The 20153-nt window shown below is 73.5% G+C and carries 19 protein-coding genes and 1 pseudogene; 12 read left to right on the plus strand and 8 right to left on the minus strand.

What is annotated here, in order from left to right:
• Window positions 1-60 precede the first annotated feature (60 nt).
• Window positions 61-1077, minus strand: a complete 1017-nt coding sequence (locus ACWD0A_RS11540) for a hypothetical protein (protein WP_451296948.1) — start codon at window positions 1075-1077, stop codon at window positions 61-63.
• 120 nt (window positions 1078-1197) lie between these two features.
• On the opposite strand from ACWD0A_RS11540, the gene ACWD0A_RS11545 reads away from it, so the two are divergent.
• Window positions 1198-1635, plus strand: a complete 438-nt coding sequence (locus ACWD0A_RS11545; RefSeq protein WP_451297198.1) for a DUF4442 domain-containing protein — start codon at window positions 1198-1200, stop codon at window positions 1633-1635.
• A gap of 87 nt (window positions 1636-1722) precedes the next feature.
• Window positions 1723-2376, plus strand: a complete 654-nt coding sequence (locus ACWD0A_RS11550; protein WP_451296950.1) for a DedA family protein — start codon at window positions 1723-1725, stop codon at window positions 2374-2376.
• A 200-nt stretch (window positions 2377-2576) separates the two neighbouring features.
• On the opposite strand, the gene ACWD0A_RS11555 is transcribed toward ACWD0A_RS11550, so the two are convergent.
• The gene (locus tag ACWD0A_RS11555; RefSeq protein WP_451296952.1) at window positions 2577-3107 is read right to left on the minus strand and encodes a gamma carbonic anhydrase family protein; all 531 of its coding nucleotides are present in this window, start codon (window positions 3105-3107) and stop codon (window positions 2577-2579) included.
• Window positions 3108-3258: 151 nt separating this feature from the next.
• On the opposite strand from ACWD0A_RS11555, the gene ACWD0A_RS11560 reads away from it, so the two are divergent.
• Window positions 3259-3996, plus strand: coding sequence for an acyltransferase (locus tag ACWD0A_RS11560; protein ID WP_451296954.1), 738 nt, complete (start codon window positions 3259-3261; stop codon window positions 3994-3996).
• 35 nt (window positions 3997-4031) lie between these two features.
• Here the strand turns inward: ACWD0A_RS11560 and ACWD0A_RS11565 are convergent.
• Window positions 4032-4899, minus strand: a pseudogene (locus tag ACWD0A_RS11565) (EamA family transporter).
• 92 nt (window positions 4900-4991) lie between these two features.
• On the opposite strand from ACWD0A_RS11565, the gene ACWD0A_RS11570 reads away from it, so the two are divergent.
• Genes ACWD0A_RS11570 through ACWD0A_RS11580 form a run of 3 tightly spaced genes read left to right on the plus strand, consistent with a single transcriptional unit; the run spans window position 4992 to window position 6925 of the window.
• Window positions 4992-5564 carry a helix-turn-helix domain-containing protein gene (locus ACWD0A_RS11570; protein ID WP_177152838.1) on the plus strand — a complete coding sequence of 191 codons (573 nt, stop codon included), beginning with the start codon at window positions 4992-4994 and terminating at the stop codon, window positions 5562-5564.
• Between the two features lie 44 nt (window positions 5565-5608).
• Entirely contained in the window at window positions 5609-6163 is a 555-nt protein-coding gene (locus ACWD0A_RS11575) for a YbaK/EbsC family protein (RefSeq protein WP_451296956.1), read from the plus strand.
• A gap of 60 nt (window positions 6164-6223) precedes the next feature.
• Window positions 6224-6925, plus strand: coding sequence for a TetR/AcrR family transcriptional regulator (locus tag ACWD0A_RS11580; RefSeq protein WP_451297200.1), 702 nt, complete (start codon window positions 6224-6226; stop codon window positions 6923-6925).
• A 103-nt stretch (window positions 6926-7028) separates the two neighbouring features.
• On the opposite strand, the gene ACWD0A_RS11585 is transcribed toward ACWD0A_RS11580, so the two are convergent.
• Window positions 7029-7436, minus strand: a complete 408-nt coding sequence (locus ACWD0A_RS11585) for a CoA-binding protein (RefSeq protein ID WP_451296958.1) — start codon at window positions 7434-7436, stop codon at window positions 7029-7031.
• Between the two features lie 78 nt (window positions 7437-7514).
• Between ACWD0A_RS11585 and ACWD0A_RS11590 the strand changes: the two genes are divergently transcribed.
• Genes ACWD0A_RS11590 through ACWD0A_RS11600 form a run of 3 tightly spaced genes read left to right on the plus strand, consistent with a single transcriptional unit; the run spans window position 7515 to window position 12919 of the window.
• Entirely contained in the window at window positions 7515-8141 is a 627-nt protein-coding gene (locus ACWD0A_RS11590; RefSeq protein ID WP_451296960.1) for a YigZ family protein, read from the plus strand.
• 42 nt (window positions 8142-8183) lie between these two features.
• The gene (locus ACWD0A_RS11595) at window positions 8184-9350 is read left to right on the plus strand and encodes an exonuclease SbcCD subunit D (RefSeq protein ID WP_451296962.1); all 1167 of its coding nucleotides are present in this window, start codon (window positions 8184-8186) and stop codon (window positions 9348-9350) included.
• Window positions 9347-12919 carry an AAA family ATPase gene (locus ACWD0A_RS11600; protein ID WP_451296964.1) on the plus strand — a complete coding sequence of 1191 codons (3573 nt, stop codon included), beginning with the start codon at window positions 9347-9349 and terminating at the stop codon, window positions 12917-12919. Before ACWD0A_RS11595 ends, ACWD0A_RS11600 begins: the two co-directional genes overlap by 4 nt.
• Before the next feature lie 23 nt (window positions 12920-12942).
• On the opposite strand, the gene ACWD0A_RS11605 is transcribed toward ACWD0A_RS11600, so the two are convergent.
• Window positions 12943-13389, minus strand: a complete 447-nt coding sequence (locus ACWD0A_RS11605; RefSeq protein WP_451296966.1) for an Lrp/AsnC family transcriptional regulator — start codon at window positions 13387-13389, stop codon at window positions 12943-12945.
• A gap of 94 nt (window positions 13390-13483) precedes the next feature.
• On the opposite strand from ACWD0A_RS11605, the gene ACWD0A_RS11610 reads away from it, so the two are divergent.
• Both ACWD0A_RS11610 and ACWD0A_RS11615 read left to right on the plus strand, forming a co-directional pair.
• Entirely contained in the window at window positions 13484-13984 is a 501-nt protein-coding gene (locus ACWD0A_RS11610) for a rhodanese-like domain-containing protein (protein ID WP_451296968.1), read from the plus strand.
• Window positions 13985-14069: 85 nt separating this feature from the next.
• Window positions 14070-14900: an SDR family oxidoreductase gene (locus ACWD0A_RS11615; protein WP_451296970.1), complete on the plus strand. Its 831-nt coding sequence runs from the start codon at window positions 14070-14072 to the stop codon at window positions 14898-14900.
• A gap of 66 nt (window positions 14901-14966) precedes the next feature.
• Here the strand turns inward: ACWD0A_RS11615 and ACWD0A_RS11620 are convergent, their stop codons facing one another.
• The gene (locus tag ACWD0A_RS11620) at window positions 14967-16649 is read right to left on the minus strand and encodes a DUF885 domain-containing protein (protein WP_451296972.1); all 1683 of its coding nucleotides are present in this window, start codon (window positions 16647-16649) and stop codon (window positions 14967-14969) included.
• A gap of 41 nt (window positions 16650-16690) precedes the next feature.
• Window positions 16691-17188, minus strand: coding sequence for an Lrp/AsnC family transcriptional regulator (locus ACWD0A_RS11625; protein WP_451296974.1), 498 nt, complete (start codon window positions 17186-17188; stop codon window positions 16691-16693).
• 59 nt (window positions 17189-17247) lie between these two features.
• Between ACWD0A_RS11625 and ACWD0A_RS11630 the strand changes: the two genes are divergently transcribed.
• Window positions 17248-18507: a trans-sulfuration enzyme family protein gene (locus ACWD0A_RS11630; RefSeq protein WP_451296976.1), complete on the plus strand. Its 1260-nt coding sequence runs from the start codon at window positions 17248-17250 to the stop codon at window positions 18505-18507.
• On the opposite strand, the gene ACWD0A_RS11635 is transcribed toward ACWD0A_RS11630, so the two are convergent.
• Entirely contained in the window at window positions 18443-19834 is a 1392-nt protein-coding gene (locus tag ACWD0A_RS11635; RefSeq protein ID WP_451296978.1) for a GNAT family N-acetyltransferase, read from the minus strand. The genes ACWD0A_RS11630 and ACWD0A_RS11635 overlap by 65 nt on opposite strands.
• Window positions 19835-20153 lie beyond the last annotated feature (319 nt).

The raw sequence follows: 20153 nt of genomic DNA on the forward strand, positions 1-20153 counted from the left end.
ACTGCCGGAGCCCGCGGCGGCCCGGCCGTGACGGGCGCTGCCGTCACGGCCGGGGAGGGGTCAGGAGTCCGACTCCGTCGGCTCGACCAGACGCACGGTGCTGAGGATCTTCTGGATGGTCGCGTCGTCGACCTCGTCCTTGACGCCGGTGTTGGCGTAGAGCACCCAGCTCTTGAAGTCACCCTCGGTGTTCTTGAAGGAGAAGGCGATCGACTTGCCGTCGGTCTCGCACTTGTTCTCCTTCTTCACGCCCAGGGCCGTGGCCGTGGCCACGCTGCCCTTCAGGCCGGACGTGGTCGTGTAGTCCTTGGCCTCGGTGATCTTGACCGTGCCCTTGGGCTCGGTCTGCGCGTAGCCGGCCCACACCCAGTTGCCGGCCTCGTTGTAGGCGGCCTCGGCGGACGTCTTGGCGCCCTTGCCGCCCTTGGTGCCGACGGTGCTCAGGCCCCACGTCTCGAGGCTGCCGTCCTTGTCGGTGTCGAACTCGCACCACTTGCTCTTGTAGTGAGCAGGAGCGCCCATCACCACCGCGGGCGAACCGTCGCCCTTCTTCTCGTCCTCGAAGAAGGTGCTCACGCCCGAGCCCGCCACCTCCCACTCGGGCGGGACGTCGAACTGGGTTCCGTGCTTGGGGTTGGTGACGACCTTCCAGCCCGCGATGGTGGGCTTGGCGTCACTGCCGTCGCGCGGGTTGTCCACCGACGGCGACGGCGTCGGCTCCGACGAGGCGTCGCCGCCGGGCGACTTGGAGGCCGTGGTGCCGCCGCCCTTGTCGGACGTGCCCTGGTCGTCGTCCTTCAGCACGACGAAGCCGGTGACCGCGGCGGCCACGACCACGGCGGTCGCGGCGACGACGGCGACGATCGTCGTCTTCTTCTTGTCGTCCTGCGGCGGCATGGGCGCACCCGGCATCTGGCCGGGCACGGCGTACTGCGGCGCGGTCGGCTGCTGGTACGGGTTCGGCTGCTGGTACCCCGGCTGCTGATAGGGGTTCGGCTGCTGGTACCCCGGCTGCTGGTACGGGTTCTGGTCCTGCGGGTTCTGCTCGCCCCCGGGCGGCTGCTGTCCTGGCCACATGGCGAGTAACCATAGAGGGGCCGCGACGGCGGATCCACGTCCGCCCCCGGCCGGCTCCCCGCAGGGGATGGCCAAGCGCCCCTACTCGTGGGTAACATCCGGCCCATGAGCGCAGACCAGATGTCCATCGGCGAGATGCTCGCCGCCACCGTTCCCATGGTCCGGACCCTCAACCTCGAGTTCCTGGAGACCACCGCGGAGCGGGCGGTCCTCCGGATGCCGGACCAGGCCGACTTCCACAACCACGTCGGCGGTCCGCACGCCGGTGCCATGTTCACGCTCGCCGAGTCGGCGAGCGGCGCGATCGTCCTCACCGCCTTCGGCGACCAGCTGAGCCGTGCCGTGCCCCTCGCGGTCAAGGCCGAGATCGGGTACAAGAAGCTCGCCATGGGCGTCGTCACGGCCACCGCCACACTCGCCCGCCCGGTGGCGGACGTCGTCAAGGAGCTCGACGCCGGACAGCGTCCCGAGTTCCCGGTGCACATCAGCATCCAGCGCGAGGACGGCGCCGTCACCGGCGAAATGACCATCGTCTGGACCCTGCGCCCCAGCAGCTGACGCCGTCGCACCGGGTAGGCTGCCCCGGCGTGCGCCGACGCGGGTGCACGCCGGGCAGCGGCCCGGTGGGTACGGAAGGAACCGGCGTTGCACGTCCAGGAGTGGCTCGAGACCATCCCTCCGCTCAGCATCTACCTCCTGGTGGGTGTGGTCATCGGACTCGAAAGCCTCGGCATCCCGCTGCCGGGCGAGATCGTCCTCGTCAGCTCGGCACTGCTCGCGTCCCAGCACGGCGAGATCAACCCGTACGTCCTCGGCGCCTGTGCCACCGCCGGCGCCATCATCGGGGACTCCATCGGATACGCCATCGGCCGCAAGGGCGGCCGGCCGCTGCTGGCCTGGCTCGGCGGAAAGTTCCCCAAGCACTGCGGCGAAGCCCAGATCGCGATGGCGGAGCGCTCGTTCGAGAAGTGGGGCATGTGGGCCGTCTTCTTCGGCCGCTTCGTCGCCCTGCTGCGCATCTTCGCTGGCCCGCTGGCCGGCGTGCTGCGCATGCCGTACTGGAAGTTCCTGATCGCCAACGTCTTCGGCGGCATCCTCTGGGCGGGCGGGACGACGGCCGTCGTCTACTCGGTCGGCGTGGTCGCCGAGGCGTGGCTGAAGCGGTTCTCCTGGCTGGGCCTGGTCCTCGCGGTGCTGATCGGCGTCACGTCGATGCTCGTGCTGAAGAACCGTGCCAAGAAGGCCGCGGCCGAGGCGCCCCCGGTCCGCGAGCCGGAGCCCGTTCCCGTCGCCGACTGACGGCGAGACGAATCCGGTTCCGTGAGCCCCGGCCCCGCTCCCGTCGAGGGGGCGGGGCCGCGCTGTGCCGGGCCGCGGGATCACGCCCCGGACGCCGAGCGGCCGCGAGGGTCGCCCAGGCGTGTGCCGCGCCGAGCGGGCCGCGCGGTTCAACCGCCCCGCGCGAGGCGGCCTTCCGCGCGCCGTGCAGGGCCCGGCGGTCACCCGCCGTGTGCCGCGCGGTGCTCCTTCGCCAGGTCCACGTACACCGCCGCGTTCAGCTTGATGCCCTCGCGCTCCTCGTCCGTCAGCTCCCGGCGGACCTTCGCCGGGACGCCCGCGACCAGCGAACCCGGCGGCACCCGCATGCCCTGCGGGACCAGCGCCTGGGCCGCGATCAGCGAACCCGCCCCGATGTGCGCGCCGTTCAGGACCGTCGCACCCATGCCGACCAGGACGTCGTCCTCCACCGTGCAGCCGTGCAGCACCGCGTTGTGGCCGACCGACACCCGCTCGCCCACGGTCACCGGGAAACCGGGGTCGACGTGGACGGTGCAGTTGTCCTGGATGTTGCTCTGCGCGCCGATCACGATCGGACCGCCGTCCCCGCGCAGCACGCTCTGGTACCAGACGCTCGCACCGGCGGCCAGCGTCACCTCGCCCATGACCACCGACGTGGGCGCGGTGAAGGCGTCCGGGTCGACGTTCGGTTGCTTGCCACCCACACCCGCGATCAGTGCCCGCTCCGCCATGCCGTCTCTCCTCGGTGATCCGTGCCGCGCCTGCCTGCACCGTAAGCGACCTTGCCGCGGGCCGAACGGCCAGGGTGCACCGACCCGGTTGGGGCGAACGTCACAGCACCGTGCGCGGATCGGGCCCCGGGCGGCCGACTACCGTGTGCGGGTGCCGAAGAACAGAAACACGTTCTCATCGCTGACCGCCTGGCGGCGGCGTGTTCTCGCGCGTGCCGTCCACCGCGGCTGGCGCTGGGTGCAGGAGGCGGGTTCCGTCACCGCCGAACACCCCGGCCGGCTGCGCTTCAGGCGGCTGGGCCACGGCACCCGGCTGGCCTTCCCGCAGGGGACCGTCTTCGGCGAGGGCTGGATCGAACTGGGCGACCACTGCATCATCGCCGAGCAGGTCACGCTCACGGCCGGCATGATGCCGGGCCTGGACCTCGGCCCCGACCCGGTCCTGACCCTCGGCGACGGCGTCGTCCTCGGACGCGGCAGCCACGTCATCGCCGACACGCGCGTCACCATCGGCTCGGACACCTACTGCGGTCCGTACGTCTACATCACGTCGACCAACCACAGTTACGACGACCCCCGAGAGCCGGTCGGCAAGCAGTGGCCGCGTACGGAGCCGGTCGAGATCGGACCGGGCTGCTGGCTGGGCACGGGCGCCGTGATCCTGCCCGGCGCCCGGCTCGGCCGCAACGTCGTGGTCGCCGCGGGCGCCGTCGTACGGGGGGAGGTGCCCGACCACGCGGTGGTGGCGGGGGCGCCGGCACGCGTCGTGCGCCGCTGGGACCCGGTGGACGGCTGGCAGCCGCCGCTGCGGACGCCCGCCCCCGTGCCGATCCCGGAAGGCGTCACGCCCGAGCAACTGCTCGCGCTCGCCGAGCTGGAGGAAGGCTGACGGGCACGTCCCCCGGCCGTGCACACCGGGGGTGATCAGCCCGTCGCCAGAAGCACCGTGCCGACGAGGGCGAGCCCCGCGCCCGCCGCCTGCACCGCGCGCAGCCGTTCCTTCAGGACGGCCAGCGCGGCGAGCACTGTCACCACCGGATAGAGGTTGGCCAGGACGGCCGCGACCGTGACGGGTCCCGTCTGCGCCGCGACGGAGTACGTGCCGTTCGCCGCCACGTCGGCCAGCCCCACGAACGCGCGCGCCGGGAGCGACGCCAGGACGACGCGCATGCCGCCGTCCTCGGGAAGCGCCCGCCCGCCGCGCCTGACCGAGAGGTACAGCGCGGCGCCGCCCACCGCCACGTTGGTCACCCGCTGCACGAACAGGGCGAGGAAGAGGCCGGCGAGCGTGGTGGACGCCTCGGCGATCAGCGCCATCACGGCGCCGAAGCCGAACGCCGCCGTCAGGGTCAGCAGGACCGCCTGCCGCTGCACCGGTGCGCCGCGCAGTTCGGGTCCGCCGGCGAGGACGATGCCGACGACGGCCACGCCGATGCCCGCGAACTGCAGCAGGCCCGGCCGCTCGCCCAGCACGAGGCCGACCCCCACGGGCACGGCCACACCCAGGGAGCCCAGCGGCGACACGACGCCCATCGGTCCGAGGGCCAGCGCCTTGTAGAACGAGAGCATCGCGACCGGCCCGACCACGCCCGCCGCGGCCGCGTACCACAGCTGCGGTCCGGCCTCGGCGAAGCCGCCGGTGGCCACCACGATCGCGCCGAGCACCACGACCGCGATCGACTGCGAGGCGACCACGACGGTCAGAGCCGGCAGCCGTCGGGTGAGCGGTCCGCCGGCCGAAGTCGGCCAGCCCCCACAGGAGGCTGGTGGCCAGGGCGAACAGTGCGGTCATGACGGCCTCGCAGTACAGTGCGGTGAACGATGGGGTGCACCACACGGTAGTTCACTCCATTGAACTCTGTCATTGAAAATATTGGACGGAACGTGTCGGATCTCGACCAGCTCACGCAGTCGCTCGCCCGCAACCTCAAGCACTGGCGCGGTGAGCGGGGATTCACCCTGGACGCCCTCGCCGCCCGCTCCGGCGTGAGCCGGGGCATGATCATCCAGATCGAGCAGGCGCGCACCAACCCCAGCATCGGCACCACGGTGAAGCTCGCCGACGCCCTCGGCGTCAGCATCACCACGCTCCTCGACTACGGGCAGGGCCCCCAGGTGCGGATCGTCCCGCCCGAGCAGGCCGTACGCATGTGGTCCACCCCGGCGGGCAGTTCCACCACCCTGCTGGTCGGCAACGAACGCGGCGGCCCGCTCGAACTGTGGGCCTGGCGGCTGGTGCCCGGCGACGAAAGCGTCTCCGACCCCCACCCCGAGGGCACCACCGAACTCCTGCACGTCACCGCCGGCGAGCTCACCCTCGTCGTCGACGGACGGCCCCACGCCGTGCCGGCGGGCACCTCCGCCAGTTTCGACGCGAACGTCCCGCACGCCTACCGCAACGACGGCGACGAGACCGTCGAACTGACCATGGCCGTCTCCGTGCCGCCTGTGCGCTGAGACACCCGAACACGGCCCAGCGGCGCGCTGTTAGCGTGCGGTACATGCGCGCACCCATCGGAAACTTCGACAACGCCAGGCCCGCCCGCGACTGCCTCGACGAGCTCACCGCACCGGTCGCCCAGGCCGTGCGCGCCTGGCACGGGGACGTCCCCGCCGACCAGTTGATCTACGTCGACACCGACCCCGAGATCGCCGACACCGCCGTGTTCGTCGAGCACTACGGCCAGGAGCTGCTGGACGAGTCGGCCAACTGCGTCATCGTCGCGGGCAAGCGCTCGGGCGAGATCACCCTCGCCGGCTGTGTCGTCCTCTCCGCCACCCGCGTCGACGTCAACGGCGCCGTGCGCAAGCAACTGGGCGCCCGCAAGGCCTCGTTCGCGTCCATGGACGCGGCGACCGGCGAGAGCGGCATGGAGTACGGCGGGATCACCCCCATCGGCCTGCCCGCCGACTGGCCGCTGCTGGTGGACTCCCGGGTCGTCGACACCGAATGGGTCCTCATCGGCAGCGGCCGCCGCCGCGGCAAGCTGATCGTTCCGGGCAAGGCGCTGGCCGCCCTGCCGGGCGCGGTGGTCATCGAGGGGCTCGGGATCTAGAGCGCACGTCACGCTCCTGGGGGGCGCGGTAGCACAGGACAACGAACTCGGTAGCGCCGCATCCTCGAAGTCGCTGCCGAACTGGTCGCGGCGTCTCCCGACGGCGACATCTCCACGCGGGCCGTGTGCGACGCGGCCCAGGTCGGGGCCCCCGCCCTCTACCGGCACTTCGGGGACAAGGAAGGGCTGCTCTCGGCAGTCGTCGACCACGGATTCGACAAATACCTCGCCACGAAGCGCGAGCACAGCCCCGGAGCGGACCCCGTACAGGACCTGCGCGACGGCTGGGACAGCCACGTGGCCTTCGCTCTGGCCAACCCCAATCTCTACCGGCTCATGAACTCCCCCGCCATGCGCACTCCGCCGGCGGCCGCCCTGGAGTCCCACCGGATCCTCACCCGGGACCTGGAGCGCGCGGCGGCACTCGGCAAGCTGCGGCTCGCACCGCGCGTGGCCGCGCAGATGGTCATGGCGGCGAACGTGGGAGTGGCGCTGATGCTGGTGTCCCGCCCGACCACCTTCGAGGACGCGGCCCTGTCCGCCCGGGTCCGCGACGCCGTCCACGCCGCGGTTCTCACCCCGGACGCCTACGCCGCAGCCACGTCGGCCGCCGGAGCGGCGGAGGTGCGGAGCGGGGCCGACATCCCCTCGACCGCGGCGAAACTCGACGCCTTGCTGGCCCACGCGCCGTCCCCGGCCCTGACCGGCGCAGAGAGCGGTCTGCTGAGCGAGTGGCTGGGACGCCTGTCCGACACCTCGTGAGCACGGCGCCCGAACCGTACGGAACGGGCTGACTTCGGGAACGTGGAACGGGACGGGACCACCACCTGGTGGAGCGGGGCCGGCCTCCCGGCCGGTCCGGTCCTCAGCCCAGCTGCGGGATCTCGATCGCCGGACAGCGGTCCATCACCATGTCGAGCCCCGCCTCGCGGGTGCGGGCGTACGCCTCCACGTCGATCACACCCAGCTGGAACCAGACCGCCTTCGCCCCGATCGCCACCGCCTCGTCGGCCACGTTTCCGGCGAGCGCGGAGTTCACGAACACGTCCACGACGTCGACCGGGAACGGGATCTCGGCCAGCGAGGCGTACCCCTGCTCCCCGTGGACCCTCTCCGCCTTCGGATGCACCGGCACGACGCGCTTGCCGAAGCGCTGGAGCACCCGGGCCACCCCGTAGGCCGCGCGCGACTCGTTGTTCGACAGGCCCACCACCGCCCAGGTGTCACCCGTCGAGGTCAGGATTCTGCGGATCGTCTCAGCGTCTGCGTCCATGCACCGGACAACCGGCGGACCCGGCCCGATCATTCCCCGGGGGAAGGGACCCCGGCGGGCGCCGCATAGGGTGGCGGGATGCAGGACCAGTACCGGACGGTCGCCCGCGAGGGCGTCCACGAGAGCGAGATCAACCGCTCCCGCTTCCTCTGCTCGCTCGCGCCCGCCGCGACCGAGGAGGAGGCGCAGGCGTTCGTCGCGCGCATCCGCAAGGAGCATCCGACCGCCACGCACAACTGCTTCGCCTACGTCATCGGCGCCGACGCCGCCGTGCAGAAGGCGAGCGACGACGGCGAGCCGGGCGGGACCGCGGGGGTGCCGATGCTGCAGATGCTCATGCGGCGCGAGGTGCGGTACGTCGTCGCGGTCGTCACCCGGTACTACGGCGGCATCAAGCTCGGTGCCGGCGGACTGATCAGGGCGTACGGGGGAGTGGTCGGCGAAGCCCTCGACGCGCTCGGCACGATCACCAGGCAGCGCTTCCGGCTGGCCACCGTCACGGTCGACCACCAGCGCGCGGGCAAGCTGGAGAACGACCTGCGGGCCACCGGCCGCGCTGTCCGCGAGGTGACGTACGCCGACGCCGTCACGATCGGGATCGGCCTGCCCGACTCCGACGTCGACGCCTTCCGGGCCTGGCTGGCCGACGCCACGGCGGGCACCGCCACGCTGGAACTGGGCGGGGAAGCGTACGGAGATGTGTGAACCCACCCGCATTGTCCGACCCCGCCGATACGCTCACCGATCATGAGACTCCTCCATACGTCGGACTGGCACCTGGGCCGGTCGCTGCACCGCGTGAGCATGCTCGACGCCCAGGCCGCCTTCCTCGACCACCTCGTGGCGACTGCCCGCGAGCGCGAGGTCGACGCGGTGCTCGTGGCAGGGGACGTGTACGACCGGGCCGTGCCCCCGCTCGCCGCCGTGGAGCTCTTCGACGACGCGCTGCACCGGCTCGCGGCGGCCGGCGTGCCGACCGTGATGATCTCCGGCAACCACGACTCGGCCCGCCGCCTCGGCGTCGGCGCCGGGCTCATCGACCGTGCGGGCATCCACCTGCGCACCGACCCTGCGGGCTGCGGCACCCCCGTCCTGCTCGCCGACGCGCATGGGCCGGTGGCCTGCTACGGCCTGCCGTATCTCGAACCGGCCCTGGTCAAGGAGCAGTTCGGGGCCGCGAAGGCCGCGCACGAGCCGGTGCTGGCGGCGGCCATGCGGCGGGTGCGTCAGGACCTCGCCGCCCGGGAGCCCGGCACGCGCTCCGTCGTCCTCGCGCATGCCTTCGTCGCCGGCGGCGAGGAGAGCGACAGCGAGCGCGACATCACCGTCGGCGGAGTCGCGGCCGTGCCCTCGGCCGTCTTCCACGGCGTCGACTACGTCGCACTCGGCCACCTGCACGGTTGCCAGACCGTCACCGAGCGCGTCCGCTACTCGGGCTCCCCGCTCGCGTACTCGTTCTCCGAGGCGAACCACCGCAAATCCATGTGGTTCGTCGACCTCGACGCCCAGGGCGACGTGAGCGCCGAGCGCATCGACTGCCCCGTGCCCCGGCCCCTCGCACGGCTGCGCGGCACGCTCGGCGAGCTGCTCGACGATCCCGCGCTCGCGCGCCACGAGGACTCCTTCGTCGAGGCGACCCTCACCGACGCGGTGCGGCCCGCCGATCCCATGGCCCGGCTCACCGAGCGGTTCCCGCACACCCTCAGCCTCGCCTTCGACCCGGAGCGCGCCGAGCAGCACGGCGCCGCCTCCTACGCCCAGCGGCTCAGGGGCCGCACCGACCAGCAGATCGCGGAGGACTTCGTGGCCCACGTGCGCGGCGGCAGCGCCCCCGACGACGAGGAACGCGCCGTGCTGCACGGGGCGTTCGACGACGTCCGGGTGGACGCGGGTGTGCGCGAGGTGGCCGGGTGAGGCTGCACCGGTTGACCGTCACGGCCTTCGGGCCGTTCGGCTCCACCCAGGAAGTCGACTTCGACACGCTCTCCGCCGCGGGGCTCTTCCTGCTCCACGGCCCCACCGGCGCGGGCAAGACGTCCGTCCTCGACGCGGTCTGCTTCGCGCTCTACGGAGCCGTGCCCGGCGCGCGGCAGAGCCCCGGCACCTCGCTGCGCAGCGACCACGCCGCGGTGGGCACGCCGACCGAGGTCCGGCTCGAACTGACCGTCGCGGGCCGGCGGCTGGAGGTCACCCGCCGGCCCGCACAACCACGTCCCAAGGCGCGCGGCACCGGCTTCGTCACCGAGAGGGCGCAGAGCCTGCTGCGGGAGTACGACGCCGAGGCCCGTGAATGGCGCCCGCTGAGCAAGTCGCACCAGGAGATCGGCGAGGAGATCACCCAGCTCCTCGGCATGAGCCGCGACCAGTTCTGCCAGGTCGTCCTGCTGCCGCAGGGCGACTTCGCGCGTTTCCTGCGCGCCGACGCCGAGGCACGCGGCAAGCTCCTCGGGCGCCTCTTCGACACACGCCGCTTCGCCGCCGTCGAGGAACGCCTCGCCGAGCTGCGGCGCGCCGCCGAAGCGGAGGTGCGCGCCGGGGACGAGCGGCTGCTCGCGCTGGCCCACCGCATGGCACAGGCCGCGGGCGACGCGGCGGACGGCCGGTCCCTGCCCGAGCAGCAGCCCGGCGACCCCGGGCTCGCCGCGGCCGTCCTTCAGTGGGCGGCCGTGGCGCGGTCCGGAGCCCGGGAGCGGCTGGACATCGCCGGGCAGGCCGTCGCGGCGGCCGAGCGCCGGCAGGCCGCGGCCCGGCATGTGCTCGACACGGAGCGGGACCTGGCCCGCCTCCAGCAGCGGTACGCCGACGCCCGGCGCCGGGCGGAGTCCTTGGAGGCCGAGCGGCCCGGGCACGAGGCGCTCGTCGCGGACCTGGAGCGGGCCCGCAAGGCGGACCTCGTCGGGCCCGCGCTGCGGCTGCGCGACGAGGCCGAGCGCGCCCATCGGGCGGCGGGCGCGGAGCGTGAGCGGACGCGGGGCGGCCTGACCGCCGACCTGGCCGAGGCGGGCGCGGAGCAGCTCCTCGGACGCGAGCACACGCTCCGCCAGGAGCTGGGCGGTCTGGAGTCGGCCCGCCGGGCGGAGCGGCGCAGTGCGGACATCGCCCGCGAACGTGCCGACCTGGACCGTCAGGCGCGTGCGGACGAGGAGATGCTCGAGGAGGCGACCGCGTGGCTCGCCGAGTGGGAGGGCCTGCGCCGCTCCCACCTGGACCGGATCGCTGCGGCGCAGGAGGCCGCGACCCGCGCGGAGCAGCTGGCGGGCCGGGTTGAGCCGGCCCGCGACCGGCTGGGCGCGGCGTGCGAACGGGACGAGCTGACGGTCCGCGCCGACCGTGCCGAGATCCGCCTGCGCACCCTCCACGAGGGCGCCAACCGGGCGAAGGCGGCCTGGCTGGACCTGAAGGAGCGCCGGCTGCTCGGGATCGCCGCAGAGCTGGCGTCCCAGCTGACGCCCGGTCAGCCGTGCGCGGTCTGCGGCTCGGAGTCCCATCCGGCCCCCGCCCGCGCGGCCTCGGGCCATGTGGACCGGGCCGCGGAGGAGGAGGCGTACGCGGCGAGCGCGCGAGCGGAGACGGCGAGGGCCGAGGCCGAACGCGACCTGGCGGTCCTCCACGAGGCCCGCACCACGGCGGCGTCCCGCGCCCGCGCGACCACGCGCCCGACGACGCCCGCCGAGCCCCGCGGGGCTGAGACCGAGGGCGTCGCCGCGCTGGGGGTCGCTGCTCGCGGCAGCGCGGAGGATGCTGTCCCCGCGGCGCGCGGCGGCGCCCGCGCCGGGGACGGGGTCCGCGAAGGAGACGCGGGGAGCGCCGCGTTGGAGGTCGCTGCTCGTGGCAGCGCGGGGGACGCTGTGCGGTCGGCTCTACCGAACGCCCCGGCGTCGCCGGGTGGCGGGCGGGAGGCCGTCGAGGCGGGCCGGGGCGGCCGTGGGAGCGCCGCCGTGGACGCCGGCGAGCCGGGCCGGTCCGGTGTCCTCGGCGGTGACGCCGTGCCGTCGGAAGCCGTCGGTGCCGCGGGCGCTGGGGACGGGGTGCGCGGGGCGGGCCACGGCGTCGCGCCCGACGCTGCCGCGGGCGCGGACGCGGCTGAGCGGTCCGGTGTCCTCGGCGGCGTCGGCGGGGCCGCCCCGGAGGAGTCCGGCAGCGCACCGGAAGCCGGCGCCGCTGCGCCGCCACGCGGGCGCGTGCCCGGGCCCCGGGAGGAGATGGGGGATCCCTCCGTCGGTGAACTGCGTGCCGCTCTCGAGCAGTTGGAGCGCGAGCACGCCCAGGCGCATCGCCTCGCCTCCGGTATCCACGCGGCGCAGGAAGCCCTGGAGCAGGCCGAGCGCGAGCACCGGGAGCGCGTCGACGCGCGGCAGCAGGCGGAACGGCGTATCTCCGCCCGGACATCGCGGCGGGAGGCCCTCGACCAGGAACAGGCGGCGCTGGAGGCCGAGTTGACCCGGGCGCGCGGCGACGCCGCGAGCGTGGCCGACCGCGCCGCCGTCCTCGAGCGCCGCGTCGGGCTGCTCGCCGCGGCCGCGGAGGCCGTACGGGCGCTCGACGCCGCCGAGCAGCGGCTGAAGGACGCCGACGACCGACTGGCCGACGCCGCGTTCCGCGCCGGGTTCGACACCCCGGCCGACGCGGCGGCGGCCGTCGTCGCCGAGGGCGCCCAGCGCGACATGCAGCGGCGGATCGATGCCTGGCGCACCGAGGAGGCCGCGGTCGCCGAGCGGCTCGCCGAGGACGACGCGAGGTGCGCGGCCGAGCGCCCCGCCGCCGACCCCGCGTCGGCCGAGGCCGGCGCCCTGGCCGCCGACCGGGCCCTGCGCGACGCCGCGTCCCGGCTCGCCGCGGCCCGGGACCGCTGCGCCGAACTGGACCGGCTCTCGCGCGAGTCCGAGCGGGAGGTCCTGCGGCTCGGCCCGCTGCGCGAGCGGTACGACCGCGTGGCCCGCCTCGCCGGCCTGACCGCGGGCACGTCCGCCGACAACGAACGCAGGATGCGCCTGGAGTCGTACGTCCTCGCCGCGCGGCTGGAGCAGGTCGCGGCGGCGGCCACCGTTCGGCTGCAGCGCATGTCGTCCGGGCGGTACACGCTCGTGCACTCCGACGCCCGCACCGGCGGGAAGCGCGCCGGGCTCGGTCTGCACGTGGTGGACGCGTGGACCGGCAGGGAGCGGGACACGGCGACCCTCTCGGGCGGTGAGACGTTCTTCGCCTCGCTGGCCCTCGCCCTCGGCCTCGCCGATGTCGTCACCGACGAGGCGGGCGGCATGCGGCTCGACACGCTGTTCATCGACGAGGGTTTCGGCAGCCTCGACGACCAGACCCTCGACGAGGTGCTGGACGTTCTGGACTCGCTGCGCGAGAGGGACCGCAGCGTCGGCATCGTCAGCCACGTCGGCGATCTGCGCCGGCGCGTCCCCGCCCAGCTGGAGGTCGTCAAGGAGCGCCACGGGTCCGCGGTGCGGCTGCGGACCGGCGGGTCGGGGGACTGAGCGGGAGGCCGCGGGCCGGCCGGTCAGCGGCTGATCGGCCGGCTCGGCAGCGGCGACGAGTACACCACGCTCGTCGTCACCGACCCCAGCGCGCCGACCTTCCCGGAGACCTCCTCGAGGTGGCGCATGGAGCGGGCGGCGACCTTCAGGACGAAGCAGTCGTCGCCCGTGACATGGTGTGCCTCGAGGATCTCCGGGGTCGTGTCCAGCAGGTCGTGGAACGGCTTGTAGTTCCCGTTCGGGTACCGCAGGCGGACGAACGCCAGGATGGGCAGTCCCAGCCGGTCCTGGTCGACCACCGCCGCGTATCCCTTGATGACGCCGGCCTCCTCCAGCCGGCGCACCCGCTCCGTGACGGCACTCGCCGACATGGAGACGGACCGGGCCAGCTCGGCGAAGCTGGCCCGGCCCTGCGTCTGGAGGGCCTGGAGGATGCGCCAGTCCGTGGCGTCCGGTGAATATCCGCTCATCCCTGAGAGATAGCAGGGGAATCACCGGCAGATCAAGGGATGTGCCGGTGATCTCCCCTTCAGGGAAGCGATCGGTGAGCCTAGATTTCTGATCATGACAACGACGCAGACCCATGCCCCGCAGAGCGCCGCAGCCCACCCCGTCCTGCGGGTGCCGCCCGCCGCCCCGGCCGCCGCGGCCGCGTACTTCAGGGCGAGCCTCGCCTTCCACGCCGACGTCTCCGACGTCGCCGCCGCCCTCGCGGCGGGCGGTGACCCCGGCTTCGTGGTGCTCGACTCCCGGTCGACCGAGTCCTGGGACCAGGGCCATGTGCCCGGCGCGATCCACCTGCCGACCGCGCTGATCCCCGAGCAGGCGGAGACCCTGCTCGACAAGTCCGTCCCCGTCGTCACGTACTGCTGGGGACCGGGCTGCAACGGCGCCACGCGCGCCGCGCTCGCCCTCGCCGAACTCGGCTTCCAGGTCAAGGAGATGCTCGGCGGCTTCGAGTACTGGGCGAGGGAGGGCTTCGCGTACGAGACGTGGCAGGGCAGTGCCACCCGCGACGCCGACCCGCTCACGGCGCCCGTCGCCGCGGACGACTGCGGCTGCTGATCCGGCCACTGCCGCAGGTCACGAGCGGGCGGGTGCCGCGAAAAGCGCGTGACGGTCTGCGCCTGGCCGACCATGACGGGCCGTCATGCCGAAGATCCCCCCTCCCGCCGCCGACGCCCTGCGCCGCGACCCGCTGCCCCTGCTCGGCCGGACCGCGCTGGTCACCGGTGCCAGCCGCAGAGGCGGCATCGGGTACGCGGTGGCCAGACGGCTCGCCGCGTACGGTGCGAGCGTCTGCGTGCACCACCATGTGCCGCACGACGCCGAGCAGCCGTGGGGCGCCGACCCCGGCGGCCCCGAGGCGGTCGCCGCCGGGGTGCGCGAGGCGCTCGCCGGCCCCGGGGCCCGTGTCGTCCACGCCGCGGCGGACCTGTCCGATCCCCACGCTCCGGCACGCCTGGTGACGACCGCGGCGGAGGCTCTCGGCGGCCGGCTCGACATCCTCGTGGCCAACCACGCGCTGAGTGGCTCCGACGGCGCACTCGACGCCGTCGACGCGCGGATGTTCGACGCCTACTGGGCGGTCGACACGCGCTCGGTGATCCTGCTGAGCCAGGCGTACGCGCGGCTGCGCGCGGAGCTGCCCGGCCGGCCGCCGGGCGGCCGGATCATGACGATGACCTCCGGCCAGGAGATCGCCTACGGCGTCGCCGAAGTCGCCCTGGCCTCCGCGACCCGTTCCCTCGCCACGTCGCTCGCCGGCCTCGCGGTCACGGTGAACTGCGTGAACCCCGGCCCGGTCGACACCGACTGCATGGACGGCGCGGACTACGACGCGATCGCAGCCCGCTTCCCGTCCGGCCGCTGGGGCATGCCCGACGACCCGGCGTGCCTCATCGCCTGGCCGGCGACGGACGAGGCGCAGTGGGTCACCGGCCAGGTGATCGACTCCGAGGGCGGCTTCCGCCGGGGCTGACGGCCGGTGGCCCACCGGGGGACGGGCGTGACCGCTGCGCGCGGCACACCCGTGGCCCTCACCCGGTCACAGCTTCGACAGCTCCTTTACCAGGTCGTCCAGTCCCAGCGGCCCCTGGGACAGGGCGGCCATGTGCCACGCCTTGGCGTCGAACGCGGCCCCGTGCGCGCGGCGGGCGTTCTCGCGGCCCAGCAGCCAGGCCCGCTCGCCCAGCTTGTAGCCGATCGCCTGCCCCGGCATGGACAGGTAGCGGGTCAGCTCGCTCTCCACGAAGTCCGCCGGGCGGCCGCTGTGGTTCCCGAAGAACTCCTGCGCCAGATCCGGGGTCCACCGCTCTCCCGGGCGGAAGGGCGAGTCCGCCGGAATACGGAGTCCCAGGTGCATGCCGATGTCCACGATCACCCGGCACGCGCGCATCATCTGTGCGTCGAGATAACCGAGCCGGCGCTCGGGATCGGGCAGGAAGCCCAGTTCGTCCATCAGCCGCTCCGCGTACAGCGCCCATCCCTCGGCATTGGCGCTCACCATGCCGATCGTCGCCTGGTAGCGGGAGAGGCGGTCGGCGACGTGCACCCACTGCGCCAGCTGGAGATGGTGGCCGGGCACGCCCTCGTGGTACCAGGTCGACACCAGGTCGTAGACGGGGAACCGGGTCTCGCCCCGCGTCGGAAGCCAGGTGCGTCCGGGGCGCGAGAAGTCCTCCGACGGCACGGTGTAGTACGGAGCCGCCGCGCCGCCGGGCGGGGCGATACAGGACTCCACTCTCCGTACGCGCTCGGCGAGTTCGAAGTGGGTGCCGTCCAGTGCCGCGATCGCGTCGTCCATCAGCTTCTGCAGCCAGGCGCGGACCTCCTCCTCGCCCTCGATGTGCTCGCCGTGCGCGTCGAGATGGGCCAGCGCCTCCCACGGGCCCGCGCCGGGCAGGATCTTGTCCGCCTCCGCCTCCATCTCGCCCAGCAGGCGGTGGTATTCGGACCAGCCGTAGGCGTACGCCTCGTCGAGGTCCAGGTCCGTGCCGTTGAAGTAGCGCGCCCAGCGGGCGTAGCGTTCGCGGCCGACGGTGTCCGGCGCGTCGGCGACGGCGGGGGTGTACACATCGCGCACCCAGTCGCGCAGCGCCACCAGGGACTCGGTCGCGGTGCCGGCCGCTACGTCCAGTTCGACGCGCAGCGACGAGGGGCCGTCCGCGACGAAGTCCTCGAACCAGCTGCGACCGCCGCCGATCCAGTCCGTCATCTGTCCGACGAACGTGCGGGTCGCCCGGGGCCCGGCGAACAGTTTCCGGTCGAGGCCGAGAGCGAGCGAGGCGCGGTAGCCCTCCAGGGCCCGCGGGACGGCGCGCAGCCGTTCGGCGACCGCGGCCCAGTCCTCCTCGGTCCGCGTCGGCGTCACGGTGAACACCTCCCGCACCGCGTGGGCCGGCGACCGCAGGTTGCTCACCGTCCGCAGGCCCTCGTCCGCCTCGTGCACGGCGAGCTCGGCGGTCAGCCGCTCGCGCAGCAGGCGGGCACAGCGCCGCTCGGCGTCGCTGTCGGCGCCCGGCAGCTTCTCGGCGGCGTCGAGGCCGGCGAGGGTGGCGCGGGCGAGGTCGGCGATCTCCTCCTGACCGGCCGGCGAGAAGTCGGGCAGGAGTCCGGAACTCCCCTTGACGCCCAGATACGTTCCGGCGATCGGATCGAGCTCGACGAGTGCGTCGACATAGGCGTCGGCGACCTGACGGGGCAGCGCGCTGCTGGAAGTGGGTGGCATGGGGCCATCCTCGTACGCGGAAGCCCTCCGCGTCATCACCATCAGGCGTCGGACGCCTGACGGCCCTGAGCGGGGGGCAGCAGCGGCCCGCACTCCCACTGCTGGAATATCAACCGGGTCTCCACACGGGCCACTTCGCGCTGCGAGGTGAACTCGTCCAGGACCAGCCGCTGGAGGTCCGCCATGTCGGTGACGGCCACGTGCACCAGGTAGTCGTCGGGGCCGGTCAGATGGAACAGCGCCAGCGACTCGGGCAGCGCCCGGATCCGCTCGACGAACGGTCCGATCAGTTCGCGCCGGTGCGGACGCACCTGGACCATCAGGAGGGCCTGCAGTCCGCGCCCGAGCCGGGCGGGGTCCAGGGAGAGACGGTGGCCGAGGATCACGCCGGAGCGGCGCAGCCTGGCGACCCGGTCCAAGCAGGTCGAGGGCGCCACACCGACCTCTGCCGCGAGCTCCCGGTAGGTGGTCCGGGCGTCGTTCTGCAGCAGACGCAGGATGTGCAGGTCCACCGGGTCCAGTGCGACAGATTCAGCCATCTTCCGAACGTAACACGGAGAAGAATCGCTACGTCCCGGTAGTTGTTCACAGTGCCGCCATGGAGAACGCAGCAGCGGCCACGCCCGCACCCCGGGCCCTGGCCACCGAAGCCGTACACGCCGGACGCGAGGACCTCGCGGAGCTGGGAGTGCACGCCCCGCCGCTCGATCTTTCGACCACCTACCCCTCCTACGACGCCGCTGCCGAGGCCGCACGGATCGACGCCTTCGCCGAGACCGGCGCCCGCCTCGACGGCCCGCCCGTCTACGCGCGGCTGGACAATCCCACCACCGCGCGGTTCGAGACGGCCCTCGCCAAGCTGGAGGGCACGGAGTCCGCGGTCGCGTTCGCCAGCGGCATGGCGGCACTCACCGCCGTGCTGCTGGTCCGCGCGAGCATGGGCCTGCGGCACGTCGTCGCCGTCCGGCCGTTGTACGGCTGCAGCGACCATCTGCTGAACGCCGGACTCCTCGGCACCGAGGTCACGTGGACGGATCCGGCCGGGATCACCGAGGCCCTGCGGCCCGACACCGGCCTCGTGATGGTGGAGACCCCGGCGAATCCGACCCTGGCCGAGGTCGACCTGCGCGCCGTGCGGCAGGCCTGCGGTTCGGTCCCGCTGCTCGTCGACAACACCTTCGCCACCCCCGTGCTCCAGCGGCCCGCCGAGGAGGGCGCCCGGCTGGTGCTGCACAGCGCGACCAAGTACCTGGGCGGGCACGGCGACGTGATGGGCGGCGTCGTGGCCTGCGACGAGGAGTTCGCGCGCAAACTGCGGCAGGTGCGGTTCGCCACGGGCGGCGTCCTGCACCCACTGGCCGGCTATCTGCTGCTGCGCGGGCTGTCGACCCTGCCCGTACGGGTCAGGGCCGCGTCGACCACCGCCGCCGAACTCGCCCGCCGGCTCGCCGCCGACCCGCGGGTCGCGCGCGTGCACTACCCGAGCATCGGCGGCGCGATGGTCTCCTTCGAGGTCTACGGCGACCCGCACGGGGTGATCGCCGGTGTCCGGCTGATCACCCCGGCGGTGAGCCTCGGCAGCGTCGACACCCTGATCCAGCACCCGGCGTCCATCAGTCACCGGATCGTGGCCGAGGGCGACCGGCGCGCTCACGGGGTCAGCGACCGGCTGCTGCGGATGTCGGTCGGCCTGGAGGACGTCGAGGACCTGTGGCGGGACCTGACCGAGGCGCTCAGCGCCAGGCCGGACGACGCCCTGGCCGCCCGGCGCCCGGGCGCGGCGGCCGAGGTCCTCAGCGCTCCGCCTGCTCGTAACGGATCGCAGGGCGTACCGGCACCGCATCCAGCCGTGCGGTGACGACCAGAGTGCCTTCCTCGATCTGGTAGTCCAGCGGCAGGCCGAGGCCGCGCATCGCCGCGACCATCCCGGTGTTCGACGACTGCGTGACGGCGTAGACGCTGTCGCAGCCGGCCTCGGCGGCCAGGGCCACCAGACGGCCGAGCAGCTCCGATCCGATGCCGCGGCGCTGCCACTCGTCCTCGACGAGGAGGGCGACCTCGGTCTCGTCGCCGTCCCACAGCAGATGGCCGAGGGCGACCAGCCGGCCCGAGGCCGTCTGCACCGCGAGCGTGCGGCCGAAGCGCGGGCTGAGCAGGTGGTTGAGGTAGCGGTTGGCGTCGCCGACGGGGCCGTGGTACCGCAGGCTCAGCGTCCGGTCCGAGCAGCGCTCGTGCATGGCGACCGCCGCCTCCACGTCGCCCTGGTCGGCGCGGCGGACGGTGATCTCGTTGCCCTCGGGGAGGGTGAGCACGTCCTGGCTGCGCGGGATGCGCGGGCCGAGGCGGGCGTCCAGCTCGACGAGCGCACGGACGCGGGCGAACTCGGTGGGGGTGAAGGGCAGGTAGGGACGTTCGACGGTGATCGCGCCGCCGTTCGGATCGCGCAGATGCATCACGGTCTCTTCCAGGACGCCCTCCACCGGCGGCATGTCGCCGGTCGGCCGGCCGCTCAGCGAGAGCGCCGGGCGCGAGCGGATCGTGCAGCGTCCGAGCAGCTGGCGCAGGGCGAGCGGCAGCTCCGCGGCGTCGAGGGCGGTGCGCGTGGCGAGGCCGAGCACGCGGGTCGGGGTGTCGACGAGGTCGTGCGCGTCGGCACGCTCGGTCCAGGTGTTCGTGCCGCCGGCCGCGGCGATCTCGCCGCTGAGCTGCTGAGCCTGGAGCGCGGCGGGGGCGCGCAGCAGGAACTCGTCCACCGTGCCGTCGCCCAGCGGGTGCGTCTGCAGGGTCAGGATGTCGACGTCGAGGTGGGCCAGGGCGGTGCAGAGGGCGGCCAGGCTGCCGGGGGCGTCCTTGACGGTCGTGCGCATCCGCCACAGCACGGTCTCGCGCGGCTCGTCGCCGGACAGGTCCGGGCCCCTCCCCTCGGCGGGGGCCGTGGTGTCCGGTGCTGCCGTGGTGGGAGGCGCATGACTGTGGCGCCGTGCCCACCATGTGTGGAACGCCGCCGTGGCGATCAGCGCGACGGCGGAGGCGACGAGCAGGAACGGGCCGTCGGGGCCGTGTCCGATCAGGCTGGCGATCGCGTCGGCGACGGCGACGGCGGTGAACAGGGCGGCCAGTTCGACGAGGTCCCGCCGCCAGTGGTGCGGACGGCGGGCACTCTTTGCAGAAGTCACATCGGTCATGGCATCACTGTGACCGAAGGGTGTTGCGTGATCACGAACGCTTTGTGACTGATGGGTTAAGTGCCCATCTGGACTGCTATCAGCTGGTTTTGGCTGTTTCTGGCGTGCGATGTTCGCTTCCCTGACGCAGTGCGGCCAGCAACCGTGACGCCTGGACCACGAGCCGGGACGAACCGCCCCGTCCCGCCTGCTCCGTCAGTCCCGCGACCAGGCCGGAGCCCGCGGCCCGCGACGCCGTGTCCGGACCGCAGCGCTGAACAGTCGGCGGCCACCTCCAGTATCTCGCCCAGACCGCGCGGAGCGGGCGCGACGGCCGGCA

The organism is Streptomyces sp. NPDC002867 (assembly GCF_053591895.1).

Coding starts and splice junctions, on each gene's coding strand:
- ACWD0A_RS11540 (WP_451296948.1), bottom strand. CDS start 1,077: ATGTGGCCAGGACAGCAGCCGCCCGGGGGCGAGCAGAACCCGCAGGAC.
- ACWD0A_RS11545 (WP_451297198.1), top strand. CDS start 1,198: ATGTCCATCGGCGAGATGCTCGCCGCCACCGTTCCCATGGTCCGGACC.
- ACWD0A_RS11555 (WP_451296952.1), bottom strand. CDS start 3,107: ATGGCGGAGCGGGCACTGATCGCGGGTGTGGGTGGCAAGCAACCGAAC.
- ACWD0A_RS11575 (WP_451296956.1), top strand. CDS start 5,609: ATGCGCGCACCCATCGGAAACTTCGACAACGCCAGGCCCGCCCGCGAC.
- ACWD0A_RS11585 (WP_451296958.1), bottom strand. CDS start 7,436: ATGGACGCAGACGCTGAGACGATCCGCAGAATCCTGACCTCGACGGGT.
- ACWD0A_RS11590 (WP_451296960.1), top strand. CDS start 7,515: ATGCAGGACCAGTACCGGACGGTCGCCCGCGAGGGCGTCCACGAGAGC.
- ACWD0A_RS11595 (WP_451296962.1), top strand. CDS start 8,184: ATGAGACTCCTCCATACGTCGGACTGGCACCTGGGCCGGTCGCTGCAC.
- ACWD0A_RS11605 (WP_451296966.1), bottom strand. CDS start 13,389: ATGAGCGGATATTCACCGGACGCCACGGACTGGCGCATCCTCCAGGCC.
- ACWD0A_RS11610 (WP_451296968.1), top strand. CDS start 13,484: ATGACAACGACGCAGACCCATGCCCCGCAGAGCGCCGCAGCCCACCCC.
- ACWD0A_RS11615 (WP_451296970.1), top strand. CDS start 14,070: ATGCCGAAGATCCCCCCTCCCGCCGCCGACGCCCTGCGCCGCGACCCG.
- ACWD0A_RS11620 (WP_451296972.1), bottom strand. CDS start 16,649: ATGCCACCCACTTCCAGCAGCGCGCTGCCCCGTCAGGTCGCCGACGCC.
- ACWD0A_RS11625 (WP_451296974.1), bottom strand. CDS start 17,188: ATGGCTGAATCTGTCGCACTGGACCCGGTGGACCTGCACATCCTGCGT.
- ACWD0A_RS11630 (WP_451296976.1), top strand. CDS start 17,248: ATGGAGAACGCAGCAGCGGCCACGCCCGCACCCCGGGCCCTGGCCACC.
- ACWD0A_RS11635 (WP_451296978.1), bottom strand. CDS start 19,834: ATGACCGATGTGACTTCTGCAAAGAGTGCCCGCCGTCCGCACCACTGG.